The sequence below is a fragment of the Bacillus sp. FSL L8-0654 genome (genome assembly GCF_038629965.1).
GTDB lineage: Bacteria > Bacillota > Bacilli > Bacillales > Bacillaceae > Bacillus > Bacillus safensis.
In genome coordinates this window covers 2,117,484-2,132,291 of sequence record NZ_CP152026.1, presented here as the reverse complement: position 1 = coordinate 2,132,291, position 14,808 = coordinate 2,117,484, and the positions used below count along the sequence as shown (strand labels likewise).

Sequence of the window (14,808 nt, the reverse complement as noted above, 5' to 3'; positions counted from 1 at the left end):
CGCCTCCTCATGGAATTGTATAGCCGATTATAACAGCCATTCAAACTTTCGTCATAAAAGGTGCTCAAAGAATATAGCTTTTATACACGTTTTTGTATAATGGAGAGATAGAGACATTAAAGGGGGAGAACGGATGAAATGGCAAACAGAGAGTGAACGAAAGGAGCTCCTGACAGCTCTTATGCAGTATGAAAGTATATCAGGTACAACAGGAGAAGTCGCGTTAGCGGAATATTTATATTATTTGCTAAGGGAGCGGCCTTATTTTGAGCAGAACCCTGATCATTTGGCTTTGCATCCGATGAAAGATGGCCGGTATTATTTAACGGCCCTTGTGAAGCGAAGTACGCTGCAGCGTACCGTGCTGCTTCTTAGTCACTTTGATGTAGTCGATACAGAAGATTACGGCGAATTTCAAAACATGGCATGCAAGCCTGAAGAGTTAATGACTTCCTTTTCGCAAAAAAGTGAGCTTCTTCCAAAGAGGGCAAGAGAGGACCTTGCTTCAGGCGACTGGCTGTTTGGAAGAGGGGCCATGGATATGAAAGCAGGTCTCACCGTACAGCTTTCTATGCTGGAAAGAGCGATGACAGGAACATTTGATGGAAATGTCCTGCTCGTCACAGTTCCTGATGAGGAAGTAAATTCACAAGGAATGCTTGAGGCTGTGCCGAAGCTAAAAGAGCTTAAAGAAAAGCATGACCTTGACTATACTGCGTGTTTAAACAGTGAGCCCATGTTTGAAAAGTATCCAGGGGATGAACATCATTATATGTATACAGGCAGTATAGGAAAGGTATTAGCCGGATTTTTCTGTAAAGGGATCGAAACGCATGTAGGAGAGCCTTTCTCAGGCTTAAATGCGAATTTTATGGTATCTGAACTAAACCGGCTGTTAGAGCTCAATAGTGACTATTGTGAGGAAGTAGATGGTGAAGTAACGCCGCCTCCAACGAACTTAATGCAAAAGGACTTGAAAGAAGCCTATTCCGTTCAAACACCTCACACTGCCGTATCTTTATTTAATGTGCTCATGATGAAACGTTCAAGTGAAGAACTGCACGGACTTCTCTATGAAACTGCGAAACAAGCAGCAGACCAAATCGAGGCAAATCTTCGGCAGAAAACAGCTGACTTTCAGCGCTTTAAACACTTTACACCAATAGACACTCAGGTGACGGTTCTCACATATCACGAGCTGTATCAAAAAGCCGCAGATCGCTCTGGTGAACAGGAAGTCGAGCGCATTGTCAACTATGCATTCGCCAACCGAGGTGAACTTGGAGATCGTGATTTTTCAACGAAAATTGTCTCGGAGCTGACGACACTATGTAAGGAAGAAGGACCGCTGATTGTTCTATTTTATAGTCCGCCATTTTACCCTTCGGTGTCCTCAACAGAAGATACGCATATTCAGAAGACATTCAAGAAGATTCAAAAAGAGGCAAAAGAGGTATATGGACTTGAAGTAGAGGAAGTGAAATATTTCCCGGGATTGTCTGATTTAAGTTACTTACAGCTCGAAAAGCAGGAAGTAGGTCATTATACAACCAATATGCCGCTTTACCAAAAAGGCTATTCTTTACCGCAAGGAGAAAAGGAAGCCCTTTACGTTCCAGTCATCAACGTAGGTCCACTAGGAAAGGACCCGCACAAATGGACAGAGCGGCTACACGTCCCGTTCTCTTTTGGCATTTTGCCAGAATTATTAGAATCAACGATTCATGCTTTATTAGAGAAAAGTAAGTAGATGTAATGAAGAGCCCTATCTTAATGATAGGGCTTTTGGTTGTGAATGTTCAGTCTATATTTTCATGGTTATACCAAAAGTTTCATACGTAAATTGTATATAAAACAATAGTCCTTACAAAAAATAGTGAAAATGATTGAAATATTCAGAAAAGTCTATTATAATCAATTATGTAATTAAGTTACAATTTATCTAATTAAAAGGAGGTGATGAAAATGAAGCGTAACGAGTGGATTGCAATCTAATGAATGGAATCAATACTTACTGAAAAGAGTGTTTCGCAGAGAAGTGATTTTCTTAGCTTCTCTGTGAATTTGTATGTGGGATAAAAATAGACGAGAGTTGGGTGAGAGAATTGTCAAATATGAAAAGTTATTATGATGAGCATCCGTCTTTATGGAATTTTCTTTATCCTTTTTTTGGCCAAGCGAGCCAAGAAGGAGCACAATCTCGTGTGACAGAATTCATTCAGAAAGAACGAACATTTCAAAAAGGGAAAAACGCTTTATATTTACATATCCCTTTCTGCGATACGATCTGTTCGTTTTGTCCTTTTATTAAAACTACGAAATATGAGCCCATTATCGGAAAGTATATAGATGCTTTAATCAATGAGATGCGTATCTTATCCCAATCCCCTAATATCCAAAAAATGACGTTTGATGTGGTGTTCGTTGGTGGAGGTACTCCTTCCATAATGCCCCCAGAACTAATCTATCGACTTTCGACCGCTATAAAAGAAAATTTCTCATTATCTGCTGATTATGAATGGACATTTGAATGTGAAGCAAAAACAGCTACACCAGAAAGAGTGGCTGCTATGGCTGAAGGTGGAGCCAACAGAGGGAGCTTTGGTGTCCAAACATTAAATGAACACTATCGGAAAATGTTCAACTTAACGGCTAGTTTTGATCAAATCTCTCAGACTGTAGGCTTAATGAAACGTCATTTCCAATCTTATAACATTGATTTGCTTTATCAGCTGCCTGGACAAACGAAAGAAGAGATGATAGAGGACATAAATGGAGTGATGTCATTAGGAAGCACAAGTATTGATACGTATCCACTAGAATATATTGCTTGTTCGAAGGGATGGTTATCAAAAATTAACAAAGGCAAGGTGCCAATGCCGCCAAATCCTAAAGAAAAATTTGAGTTTAGTGATACATTATATCGTCATTTAAAAAAGAATGGCTGGCATCAAAATTATGTGTATACGTTTATGGCTCCAGAGCATCAGAATAAACGTTTTCAATATGGCGAAGTGATTTACGGGGGATATGAAGATCAATATATTGGTTTGGGAACAGGAGCGATCTCCTACATGCAAGGCATGATATGGTCAAATGAAGGAAATACGCAAAAGTATATCGAAAGCCTGACGAATCAAGAATTACCTATTGTTAAATCTAGAGAATATCATGCTTTTGATAGAAGACTCGTCTTCTTCCCTAAAACAATGAAAATAGAAAAAACGCATCTCAATCGAATGCCAAAGCGTGAGGAAATCTATCGTAAACTACAACTGCTCATAATGAAAGGAGTAGTTGAAGAAGCGGAGCAATATTTTGTAATCAAAGAAGAAGCGAAGCCATGGTATCCGGCGATCTTAGTTGATCTTATACCAGAAAAAGAGAGAGAAAATTATGATCAAGCCGTGGAGTTTATGCAAAAAGAGTTAGGCTGGTACGAGTCGACTGAGGTGCTCCTCTAATGGTTTCAAAGAAAGAAACGACATCTCTTTTCAAAGATCAAAATTTTGTCTGTTTCTTTATTGGGCAAAACTTATCTGCTTTTGGAGATTGGTTTAGAACGATAGCGACGATTGGTTTAATTTATGAGCTTACTGGGAAAGCGACCCATCTAAGCATTCTATTTATTTGTTCCATGCTCCCTCTCATTTTAACATCTATGCTTTTGAGCCCAATTATAGATAAGTTTTCTTACAAAAAAGTTGTGATATTCGCAGATGTGGCACGTTTTATCATTGGACTGGGGTTTGTTTTAGTTGTCACAATGAATGTTACACCGTTTATCCTTTATTTATTATTAGCGTTAAATGGTGCTTTCTCTGGTATATATCTGCCTGCTCGTTCATCTATGATACCTGAAATCCTTGATAAGGAGCAGCTTTCTAAGGGGAATAGTATACTGGCCACATCTTTTAGCGCATCGATGCTCATTGCGACAGGATTAGGCGGGTTGGTGACAGAAATTTGGTCAATTTCCACAATTTATTTAGTAGATGCGCTGACATTTTTATTATCAGCTATGCTGTTAATTCCAATTAAAGCGAAAGAAGCATCTGAAAAAAAAGAGTATGTGTCATATGTTCAAAGTTTTAAAGAAGGAATTAAAGAAATCAAGGGATCACCCAAAATTCAAAGCGCCATATGGATATTGATGTCAAGAGAGTTTGCTTTAAGCATCGTTTATGTTTTATTTAGTCTGTATATTTTAGAAGTGGCAAGAGAAGGGAATTTTGGCTTGGGGCTTGGTCATACAATTAGTGGACTAGGGCAAATTATCGGTGGATTTACACTTGCAGCGTACTTCAAAAAAGTGAAATTCTCCTTTCAATTTTATAAAAGGTGGTCTACATTAGCGGTTATATTGCTTGCGATATTACATGCATTGTCGTATCAACAAACGACTTTTATTGGATTTTTGATTGTTGTTTTATTAGCCAATCTATTATATAGCCCAATCGAAGTTTTGTATTCTACTAATATTATGACATATGCAAGCAGTCATTTAAGAGCCCGTGTGTTTTCAGCAGGTCTTGCATTATCACGCATATTTTATATTAGTGGGTTTATCCTCATGGCATTTATCGGAGATTTGATTCCTATACATGTCATCGCTATAGGGATGGCAGGGCTTGTGATAGTAGCAGGTTTGATGAACAGCTTACTGCTACTAAAAGGAAAGCATCAAGATAAATCAAAAGTAGAAATGCATTCACTGTAAAGGAGACGTTGATTGCGTAATGGAAACTGGGAAATTAACAAAAACAGACATCATCACATCGCTTCAGGAAAGTATGAGTGAACTAGAGAAGATAGTGAAGGCTTGTGATGATTACACACTGGATCAATCTTTGGGGGAGGGGAAGTGGTCAATTAAGCAGCTCGCCGGGCATTTGTATGACACAGAAGAAGTCTGGTCAGAGCGGATAGAGCAAGCGATATCAGATGATCACACGCCCTTTCAATCGTATGATCCTGAAATATACGTGAAAGAAAGAGCGTATGAATGGTATAACGCTGACGATATCAAAGCATTGATCAAACGGATGAAAGAGAGAAGAAACAACACGCTTTGGCTATTAGAAAAAGATATTTGGGAACAATCAGGCCTGCATCCGGAAGAAGGAGTGATGACCGTTCAAATATTAGCTGAAACCATCGCTTTACATGAACAACATCATCTGGATCAAATCAAAGCCATCATGTCAATGAGTGAATCATCTACATGAGGAGGTGCTAAAGTGAAGCATCAAGAATTATTAGTTGATGTGAATTTTTATCAGGCATGTGATTCTTTATTAGAACAAGCCATTTCTAGTAAAGAACAGAAAGAACCGAAGTGTGAATCACGCAATTCACACCCAGTGGCCAGCGAGAAAAAATAGAGGGTCATATGTGAAAAAGCACCTGTCATCAAAACAGGTGCTTTTCAATTTCATTTATACGTGCTTGCTGAAAACATTTCGTTTAATTCTGCTGCGCGTTTAGTGGCTGTTTTGACACAATCGACAACGGCTTCTTCAAATTGATAGGCAGCCAGTGTGTTCAGGCCGGCTTCTGTTGTACCGCCTTCACTTGTAATTTCTTTGCGCAGTTGGGCAGGCTCTTTTCCGCTGTCTTGAAGCATATTGGCGGCGCCTGCAATCATTTGGCAAATGAGTAATTTCGCAGTTGCTTGGTCCATTCCAAGTTCCGAAGCTCCTCGCTCCATTCCTTCAATCAAATGATAAATGAAGGCTGGGCCGCTGCCTGCGATGGCTGTCACAGCATTTAGCTGCGATTCATCTAATACTGTGACATGCCCGATTGTTTCAAACAGCTCGACGGCTTTTTTCTTTTGCCCCTCTGTCACTTCATGACTTACGGCAATACCTGTTGCTGACTGCTGAATCGCCGCTGATGTATTTGGCATCGCACGAACGACTGCTGTCTTTCCGCCAGCATAGTGTTGAATCGTTTCAATGGAAATACCAGCTAAAATAGAAATGATCAGCTGTCCATGTAAATGAGGCTGAACTTCAGAAATTCCGCTTTCTGCATCCTTCGGTTTTAAGGCAAAAACGAGAATATCCGCTTCTTCATAAATAAAGGACCGAGCGAAATCCGTTTTGACCCCATAACGTACCTGTAATTCTTCTAATCGTTTTTCATTCGTTTTGTTTGTAACAATGATATCTTCATTCGACATCATTCCGCTTTTTAATAAACCTTTGATCATAGACTCTGCCATTGAGCCTGCACCGATAAATCCAATTTTACTCATAAGCTGCTCCTCCTTGTAGAAAATAAAAAAACCTCTCGCCTGAAAAGGACGAAAGGTTTTTCGCGGTACCACCCTCAATTAGCATGCAAACCTGCATACTCAGCTCTAGTCCCTTAACGCGGGAAACGTTTAGGTTTGCCTAACAGCTCAAAGGGCAGGTTCAGCAAATAAGAGGATGGTGAAGTCTTTCAGCCGGCGGACCTCACTCTCTTGCATCGTTATTTTGCTTACTAATCCTTATCATCGCGCATCATATATTTGTTGTTCATTATGCAACGATGGACAAGTTTATGTCAATAGGGCAGTTTAAAAAATTGCCCATCTAAACCGCATGACAGTCTGCCTTTTGCAAGATACAATGAAGTATGAAGGCTTAAGTACCCACAATCATGAGTCAAAAAGCAGGAGATGACGTATAAAAGTGAAAGAAAACATCATTCAATTATCCATCCCGACGCCGTTTGCCGTTGGGGATGTGCATGCATATGTATTAAAAGGAGAGGCCGTCACCTTAGTAGATTGCGGGCCGATGACAGAAGAGGCAGAGCATGCTTTTGTCACGCAATTAAAGGAACATCGTTTATCGATAGACGATATTGATCAAGTGGTGCTGACCCATCATCATGCAGATCATGTCGGTCTGTTAAATCTGATGAAACCTCATGTCCGTGTGATCGGACACCAGCTAAATGAGCCGTATATTAGTCAGGATCCAGTCTTTAAGCAGCGCCAAGTGGACTTTATGATTCCTTTTTTTCAGCAGTTAGGTGTCCCGCTTCGGCAAAATGAGTGTGAAAAAATGGTGAAGCAATCTTATACATATTCTTGTACTTCACATGTAGATGAGATCATAAAAGAAGGTGATCGTTTAAGCGGGCATGAACACTTCTTTGTGATGGAAACACCCGGACACGCACAATCTCATCTTTCTTTTTTAGATGAAAGAACGGGGAATTTTATTGGCGGCGACCTGCTTTTGACGACCATTTCTTCAAATCCGTTAATGGAAGCACCGTATGAAGGCGAGGAACGTCAAAAATCACTGCTTCAATATAAAGCATCACTCAATCGGTTATTGCGTCTGCCAATCAAGACGATTTATCCAGGACACGGTCAGCTCATCACGTCCCACCATGAATTGATTGAAGAAAGATTTAAGAAACAAGAGAAACGAGCAAATACAATGTATCAGCTGCTTAAACAAAAAGAAATGACGGCCTTTCATCTTTGCCGCAAGCTATTTCCTGTGATGTATGAAGAGGCCTTGTTTTTAACGATGTCTGAGACAGTCGGTCAGCTGGATGTGCTCTTAGAGGCTGGGCAAATTGGAGAAATGCAAAAAGACGGAATCGTCTATTACAGAGCAAACTAAGGAGTGAAACGCATGGGGCGATTGACAGGAAAAAGGGTTTGGATTACTGGCGCATCTGGGGGCATTGGTGAAAAAATGGCGTACTTGGCAGCAGAAGAAGGCGCAGAGATCATTATTTCAGCAAGACGAGTGGAAAAGCTTACTAGTGTGAAAGAAAAAATTATGAGTGCTGGCGGGGTGTGTCACATCGCTCAGCTTGATGTCAGCCAGCTTGAGGACATTGATCGCGCGTATGAAGAAGTGGGGCCGGTCGATATTTTGGTCAACAATGCCGGCTTTGGCGTATTCGATCTCGTCGAAGATGCCTCCATAGAGGAAATGGTGTCGATGTTTGAGGTGAATGTGTTTGGCTTAATCGCCTGCACGAAAAAGGTCATCCCTGAGATGAAACAAAGAGGGCAGGGACATATTATCAATATCGCATCCCAGGCAGGAAAGATTGCAACTCCCAAATCAGCTATTTATTCCGCATCAAAGCATGCCGTTCTTGGATTTTCAAACAGCCTCAGAATGGAGCTGGCAGACTCAGGCATTCACGTGACGACAGTCAACCCAGGACCAATTGCCACAGACTTCTTTACCATCGCTGACCGCAGCGGTGAATATGTGAAGAACGTTGATTTTATGATGCTGAGTGCGGACAAGGTGGCAGGGAAGGTCGTATCTGCCATGATGACGAAAAAGAGAGAGATTAATCTGCCCGGCTGGATGAACGCTGGCAGCAAATTGTATCAGTTATTCCCATTTTTATTTGAAAAAGCAGCAAGAAAAGCGATGATGAAAAAGTAACAAAAAAGAAACCGGTTTTGAACTGGTTTCTTTTTTTGAGGTAAGGCTTCATTGTGACACTTTCTATATCCGTCTTGCCGCTTGCTGAAGCGGGTCCCATACACTGTTAAAAGGCGGTGCATAGCTAATATCTAAATCTTCAAGATCTGTTATGGTCAGCTCTTGGTAAAGGGCAGCCGCCACGATATCGATCCGTTTATCTACACCGTTTCTGCCGATGATTTGGGCACCAAGCAAGGTATGGTCATCGCTTCTGTAAATCAGTTTCACTTTCATTTTCTGCGCTTCTGGGTAATACTTCGCGTGATCTGTACTATCAATGGTGATGACGGAGAAAGGAATGTCTGCCTCTTTTGCTTCTTTTTCTGATAAGCCTGTTCGTCCCGCTGTCACGTCCATAAATTTCATGACGGCTGTTCCAGTCACGCCTTGAAATGCCCGGTTTGTTCCTGTCATATGAAATCCTGCGATTCTCCCTTGTTTATTCGCAGTTGTGCCAAGCGGAATATAATCCAGTGATTTTTTGATGCGGTGATAGGTTGCTGCACAATCACCGGCAGCATAAATGTCTTTTATATTGGTTTGCATGTATTGATTTACTGCAATAGCGCCATTTTGAAGGCGCTTGATTCCGGTATGATGTAAAAAGGAGGTTTGTGGAGTGACGCCGATGGCCATGATGACCATATCTGTTTGAATGGTTTGTTTGTCTGTGATAACAGCTGTGACATGTGACTTGCCTTCTAATTGCTGTACCGTTTCTCCGAGCGATACGTGAATGCCCTTGGCGTCAGCCTCTTCTTTAAGGTGTTTTGCCATATCGGAGTCAAAGCCCGGGCCGAGTGCTGCTCCCCGCTGAATGATATGTACGTTCTTTCCGAGCGCTTTTAAATTTTCAGCCATTTCAAGGCCGATATATCCACCGCCAATGATCGTGACATGTGTGACGTCCTTTTTTAAATGGTCTAAAATGGACAGCGCATGCGGGATGGTTTTTAATACGTGTACGCCTTCTAATGGCTGGCTGTCTAAATCCAGTGTGACAGGGCTTGCTCCTGTCGCAATTAAGAGGCGGTCATAGCTTTCTGTAAAGGGTTCTTTTGTTTTCGTATGATGACCCGAGACTGTTTTTTGCTCTGGGTCAATAGAGGTCACTTCGTGTAAGCATCTGGCGTCAATTCCATATTTCTCGCGAAAGGTTTCGGCACTGCGTGCGATCAGCTTTCTGTGATGATCAATGAGACCGCCGATCAAATAGGGGAGTCCGCACTGTCCATATGAGAAAATCTCTCCTTTTTCAAAAGCAACAATGTGTGCATCTGGATCCTCTCTATATATTTGCATAGCGCAGCTCATTCCTGCTGCGTCTCCGCCAATCATCACATATTTCATTTGGTTTGCTCCCTTCTATCTATCGTACTGAATACTCTTATTTACCCTCATATTCCTTTTTTTAATGCTTTTTTTTGCAAAAGAAGTAAACTTTCGTTGAAAAATAAAGACAGCGCCTTCATTTTAAGCTACAATCGGATTATCGTCTTTTTGGGTTACGAGTTTAGTGAAGATTGGTGGGAAAGACTTTGAGTGACACGAGACTAGATTTTAATACGCTATACACGCGCCATACGAGAGAGGCTTGGGCAGCTCTTGGAGAATATATGCCGGTATCTGTTTCAGAAGAGGAAGCGAGAGCGCTGCAAGGGTTAAATGACTATTTATCGCTGGAAGAAGTTCGAGATATTTACATACCGCTTATTCGTTTTTTGACATTACATGTCTTTGCAGAAAAACAAAAAAACCAGCATGTGAATGCCTTTTTAAACTACCCGCACCATGCCAAAATTCCCTTTTTAATTGGGATTGCTGGAAGTGTAGCTGTCGGGAAAAGCACAACGGCTCGTATCATTGAAACGCTTTTATCGAGGCTTGGAGATGGGCTGAAGGTGAGTCTTGTGACAACAGATGGCTTTTTATATCCTCAAAAAGAATTAAAGGATCGAGGGCTGATGGAAAAGAAGGGCTTCCCGGAAAGCTATGATGTCAAAGCCCTGCTGTCTTTTTTGAATGAATTAAAATCAGGTAAACAAACTGTGCATGCCCCGGTATATTCGCATCTGACCTATGACCGGCTAGAAGGGGTGTATGAAACAGTAGAGGATGCGGATATTGTCATTATTGAAGGAATCAATGTGCTCCAATCACCAGCGCTGGATGATCTGAAGGATGAACCGCGTGTGTTTGTATCAGATTTCTTTGATTTTTCGATTTATGTAGACGCCGCTGAAACGCAAATTCAATCATGGTATAAAGAACGATTTCGTTTGCTAAGGGAAACAGCCTTCCAAGACCCTGAATCCTTCTTTCATCAATATAAAGATTTGACGGATGAAGAGGCAGATCAAATGGCAAGCACGATTTGGAATACCGTGAACCGCCCAAATTTATATCAAAATATTTTACCGACAAAATATCGGGCTGATCTCATTTTGAAAAAAGGGGATCAGCACAAGGTGGAAGAGATCGCCATCCGCCGGGTATAAAGAAAAAACCGCTCAAACGAAAGAGCGGTTTTTTTAATGATCTCCACTTACTTTAACAGCTATGGCTGCTGCCGATCGCTTTTTTAGACGGTAATATCCAATGAGTAAAAATGGAACGCCTGCGATGGTGATCATTGACAAGACCGTAAAAATGGAGAGGGGATGGGCTGCGCCAAAATAGTCAATACACAGTCCGCCGACAAATGGTCCGATGACGCTGCCGAGCTGAGAAAATCCCATCGCCCCAAAGTACGATCCCTTCACTTCAGGCTTTGCAATATTGTCTACAAAAAGATCCATCATCGCAAACAGCAGAACCTCCCCAATCGTAAACACGACAATGATGAAAGCAAGCATGCCGAGACTCTGTGAAAAAGCAATGGCAAACAAACTGCCGGCAAGAAGAATATTCCCGGTGGTCAGCGACAAAATGGTGGAGTAGCGCTTCGCAATCATGATGAGCGGATATTGTACAACAATGACAACCACTGCATTTAAAGATAAAAGATATCCAAACAGTTTAGGACCATCCTCAATCATAGGTGACGCTGATAAGTATTGAGGCAGCGTTGAGCTTAAATGCGAATACCCGAACGAACATAAGGTAACGCCGATGAGGATGATGCTAAAGACCGTATCTTTTTGGATAATGGAAAGGGCTTTTTTGACGCTGATTTGTTTCGTACTTTCTGGAGCAGCAACTGGATGCTTCTGAAATTGCCAGGCCAGTGTTAATCCATATAACAAATAAATGAAGGCAGCGACAAGAAATGGAAATGTTGTTTTCGATGATCCTAGATATAAGCCAAGCAGCGGGCCGAAGATCACCCCGATATTAATGGCCGTATACCGTAAATTAAAAACAAACAACCGAATACTTGATGGGGTGACATCGGATAAGAGTGCCTTAGACGTCGGTTCAAACAGTGCCCGGCACAGTCCATTTAAAGCGTTCATGAGAAAGAAGACCCAAATGGCATCTGCAAACGCAAAGCCAACAAAGACAAGTGTCCAGCCGAAGATGGATAGAAGCATGACCTTTTTCCTGCCGATTCGGTCAGAAACATAGCCGCCGTAAAAACTCGCCACGATCCCAATAAGGGAGCTGACGGCAATGATTAACCCAGCTGAAGAAGCTGAAGCCCCTTTGACTTGTGTCAAATAAACGGCTAAAAAAGGAATGCTCATGGACGTCGCCATTCGGCCGAATATGGTGCCGATGATGATCGTCCAACTAAGTGGATGTAAAGTACGTAAGTTATTTTTCATGATGTTTCTCCCCTGAGTGTTAAGATGTTCCAATCATACATGAAAAATTGTGCAAATTAAATACACAATTTGATGGAGGAGACATCCGCCATAGGACAGAGGAGCCTTTAATGGCCCCGCAAATTCGAAGTCTTGTTTTTTTCTCCCGGTGCTTCTATGTCTTTTAGTATGCTGATTCGTACGATCACTTAAAGACAATTTAATCAAGATCAATCGCGACAATTTGCTGCAAGGACAGGTGGAGAACATCTTCATCATTGACGATTTTTATGCGCCGGGTTTCATAATGAATGGCTTTCACCCAGCCCCAAAACTGCTGTTTCATACCTGCTGCAGCATATGTCACGCAAATCGCTTGATCCTCTGTAATCGACTGTGTGATCAAAAAATTCATTTCCTCTAGCTGATCAGTGCTCAGCGGAGGAGGCGTGTATTCTTTTTTCTTCCGTTTTTGAGCAAGCAGCTGTTCACGGTGCTCTGGGAGCATCATTCGGCTTGATTCCCACATGATGTTGTATCCAGGTGTTAATTTATTGGGATTCATGGCTTTTCGCCTCCGTTATTTGTAATGTCCACCAATTTTTTCGGCGCGGTGATACGCCTGCCCTGCGCTTGTTAGTGACGAAGCGTGCAAGAGTGCAGCAGGTCCATACTTCATATGGATCGCATCAAATACTTTGCTGAGTCTGTCTTTTTTTAAATGGTGATCAAATAAACTCAGCTGATATTGGCTGTCAGGCTGCAGCTGCGAGAGAGTAATACCTACACTGCGAATGGGCTGGCCGTCCCAGTGCTGCTGACATAGCTGAATAGCTGCTTCTGCAATATCTGTCCCATACTGTGTGGGTGAATGGAGCTTGATTTGTCTATGAAATCCAGTCGGATGAGAAAAATCAGCACCTCTTACGCCAACAGACACCGTTTGCCCAACATAATGCTTAAAGCGCGCACGTCTTGCCACTTCTTCACTCAATTCAAGAAGGGCGACTTTGATGTCCCCAAAGGACGCATAATCATGGGGAAGGGTCATATGATGCCCAACCGCTTTTTGCTGATCATGTGTGTGAAGAGTGACCGGGGAAGGGTCGTGTCCTAAAGCAGTTCGTTGCAGAAGCTCCCCGTTGATTCCCCAGCGTTTTTTTAGCCGGTCTAACGGATAAGCAGCAAGTGTCCCGATGGTACTGATGCCCATTCGTTTTAAGTGGTGCTCCATCCGTTTGCCGACACCAAATAATTTTCCAATCGGAAGCGGCCATAAATCAGCCGCAACCCGGTCTGCACGAAGTTCATAGATGCCAGATTTGTTTTTTTTAGCAAAATGGTCACAGGCCATTTTAGCGAGCACTTTATTAGGACCAATACCAACACGTGCGTAAATGCCCGTCTGGTTCATAATGGTCGTTTGTATATTTTGAGCGATCTCGCGGGGTGAACCGAGTAGTGTCACACTCCCTGTAATATCGAGAAACTGTTCATCAATTGAATAGGGTTCGACAAGATCTGTGTATTGTTCAAGCAGTTCTGTCATCATGACAGAGACATCAAGGTAGCGCTGCATACGTGGACGTACAACGACGGCTTCAGGGCATTTCTCCTTTGCTTCCCATAATCTTGATGCATTTTGTACGCCCCGTTTTTTAGCGAGCGGGCAGGCCGCAAGTACGACCCCGCTCCGCCGCTCGGGATCTCCTGAAACGATGAGCGGCACATCCTTCAAATGGGGAGCCTCCACTTTTTCGACTGACGCATAAAACGACTGCATATCCACAAGCAGAATGGCTCGTTCATTCATGATTTTCACCTCTTAGAACGTATGTTCTGTATACATTTTAACCGTCAGAAGGTGAAATTGATACTGGTAAATCATTCAAAGAGAAGAGTGTAAATCATCCATACAAAAAAGACGAAGTGTCTCCACTTCGTCTCATCTGTGTAAAATGAGTCATTTTAAGCATGTGCCAAGTTGTTGGATGTTTGGAGCGGCTCAGAACGCAAACGATAGGCCGTTAGTTTTTTCTTAGGCTTATGGGTAAACTGCCGCACCACATCCACGTGGTCATCGTAATGATACAGATAAAGGGTTACATCATGCTTGCCAAGCTTTGTTTGCATGGTAAGCGGCGCCGGTCCTTCCTGTGGATGAAGAAAACGCTCTTCATCACCAGGGTAAATATAGTAGCGTTCAATAAAGATCGCATCATTAAAATGTTGAATAATTTCAGATGTTTGCTGATCATCGAGTGGACGTCCTTGAAACGTCATCGTTGTTTGATCACTTGTTACTTTTGCATGCACCGCATAACGACTAAAAAGGCGTTCAACAACACCCGAAGGCAGCGAAGTGACAAGCAGCTTTAAAAGACTAAACACAACAAGTGAAGTAACAATCCAAACCAATATCATCATCTCCAATAAACGTTTGTTCCATTTCCTATATGATCCATCTTAACATAACAAAAGAATAAAACTTTCGCACAAAAAGTGAACTTTTTGAAATAAGTGTGAAGATTTAAAAGGAGATGACAGCGAAAGAACGAAGAACCAACAAAGCTGAAAGGAAAAAAGGCTGATACATC

The 14,808-nt window shown here is 42.0% G+C and carries 14 protein-coding genes and 1 other annotated feature; of the genes, 8 read left to right on the top strand and 6 right to left on the bottom strand.

Features of this window, described 5'->3' with window-relative positions; genetic code table 11:
• The first annotated feature begins 133 nt into the window (after positions 1-133).
• From MHH65_RS10825 to MHH65_RS10805, 5 genes are all read left to right on the top strand, one after another.
• Positions 134-1,750, top strand: a complete 1,617-nt coding sequence (locus MHH65_RS10825) for a M20/M25/M40 family metallo-hydrolase (RefSeq protein ID WP_098677446.1) — start codon at positions 134-136, stop codon at positions 1,748-1,750.
• A gap of 364 nt (positions 1,751-2,114) precedes the next feature.
• A complete protein-coding gene (locus tag MHH65_RS10820; protein WP_098677447.1) occupies positions 2,115-3,464 on the top strand; it encodes a radical SAM protein in 1,350 nt (449 codons plus the stop codon).
• Entirely contained in the window at positions 3,464-4,720 is a 1,257-nt protein-coding gene (locus MHH65_RS10815) for an MFS transporter (protein WP_065214655.1), read from the top strand. The genes MHH65_RS10820 and MHH65_RS10815 overlap by 1 nt, the downstream gene beginning before the upstream one ends.
• A gap of 19 nt (positions 4,721-4,739) precedes the next feature.
• Entirely contained in the window at positions 4,740-5,228 is a 489-nt protein-coding gene (locus MHH65_RS10810; protein ID WP_098677448.1) for a DinB family protein, read from the top strand.
• A gap of 12 nt (positions 5,229-5,240) precedes the next feature.
• Positions 5,241-5,384: a hypothetical protein gene (locus MHH65_RS10805; protein ID WP_176544468.1), complete on the top strand. Its 144-nt coding sequence runs from the start codon at positions 5,241-5,243 to the stop codon at positions 5,382-5,384.
• Positions 5,385-5,434: 50 nt separating this feature from the next.
• On the opposite strand, the gene proC is transcribed toward MHH65_RS10805, so the two are convergent.
• The gene (gene proC / locus MHH65_RS10800; protein ID WP_098677449.1) at positions 5,435-6,262 is read right to left on the bottom strand and encodes a pyrroline-5-carboxylate reductase; all 828 of its coding nucleotides are present in this window, start codon (positions 6,260-6,262) and stop codon (positions 5,435-5,437) included.
• A 41-nt stretch (positions 6,263-6,303) separates the two neighbouring features.
• Positions 6,304-6,515, bottom strand: a binding site (T-box leader).
• A 168-nt stretch (positions 6,516-6,683) separates the two neighbouring features.
• On the opposite strand from proC, the gene MHH65_RS10795 reads away from it, so the two are divergent.
• Positions 6,684-7,634, top strand: coding sequence for an MBL fold metallo-hydrolase (locus MHH65_RS10795; protein WP_098677450.1), 951 nt, complete (start codon positions 6,684-6,686; stop codon positions 7,632-7,634).
• A 12-nt stretch (positions 7,635-7,646) separates the two neighbouring features.
• On the top strand, positions 7,647-8,423 hold the full coding sequence (locus tag MHH65_RS10790) for an SDR family oxidoreductase (RefSeq protein ID WP_034280324.1): 777 nt from the start codon (positions 7,647-7,649) through the stop codon (positions 8,421-8,423).
• A gap of 63 nt (positions 8,424-8,486) precedes the next feature.
• On the opposite strand, the gene MHH65_RS10785 is transcribed toward MHH65_RS10790, so the two are convergent.
• Positions 8,487-9,815 carry a CoA-disulfide reductase gene (locus MHH65_RS10785; RefSeq protein ID WP_098677451.1) on the bottom strand — a complete coding sequence of 443 codons (1,329 nt, stop codon included), beginning with the start codon at positions 9,813-9,815 and terminating at the stop codon, positions 8,487-8,489.
• A gap of 188 nt (positions 9,816-10,003) precedes the next feature.
• Here MHH65_RS10785 and coaA point away from each other — a divergent pair, with 188 nt between their 5' ends.
• Complete coding sequence (gene coaA / locus MHH65_RS10780; RefSeq protein WP_024428044.1) at positions 10,004-10,963, top strand: type I pantothenate kinase; 960 nt, start codon at positions 10,004-10,006, stop codon at positions 10,961-10,963.
• A gap of 33 nt (positions 10,964-10,996) precedes the next feature.
• Here coaA and MHH65_RS10775 read toward each other — a convergent pair whose 3' ends face one another.
• The 4 genes from MHH65_RS10775 to MHH65_RS10760 all read right to left on the bottom strand — a co-directional run bounded on the left by MHH65_RS10775 (position 10,997) and on the right by MHH65_RS10760 (position 14,629).
• The gene (locus MHH65_RS10775) at positions 10,997-12,232 is read right to left on the bottom strand and encodes an MFS transporter (protein WP_024428045.1); all 1,236 of its coding nucleotides are present in this window, start codon (positions 12,230-12,232) and stop codon (positions 10,997-10,999) included.
• Between the two features lie 199 nt (positions 12,233-12,431).
• Positions 12,432-12,776, bottom strand: a complete 345-nt coding sequence (locus MHH65_RS10770; RefSeq protein ID WP_034280328.1) for a YolD-like family protein — start codon at positions 12,774-12,776, stop codon at positions 12,432-12,434.
• A 15-nt stretch (positions 12,777-12,791) separates the two neighbouring features.
• Positions 12,792-14,024 carry a DNA polymerase IV gene (locus MHH65_RS10765; protein WP_034280330.1) on the bottom strand — a complete coding sequence of 411 codons (1,233 nt, stop codon included), beginning with the start codon at positions 14,022-14,024 and terminating at the stop codon, positions 12,792-12,794.
• Positions 14,025-14,179: 155 nt separating this feature from the next.
• Positions 14,180-14,629, bottom strand: a complete 450-nt coding sequence (locus MHH65_RS10760) for a YfmQ family protein (protein ID WP_024422888.1) — start codon at positions 14,627-14,629, stop codon at positions 14,180-14,182.
• Positions 14,630-14,808: the final 179 nt, after the last annotated feature.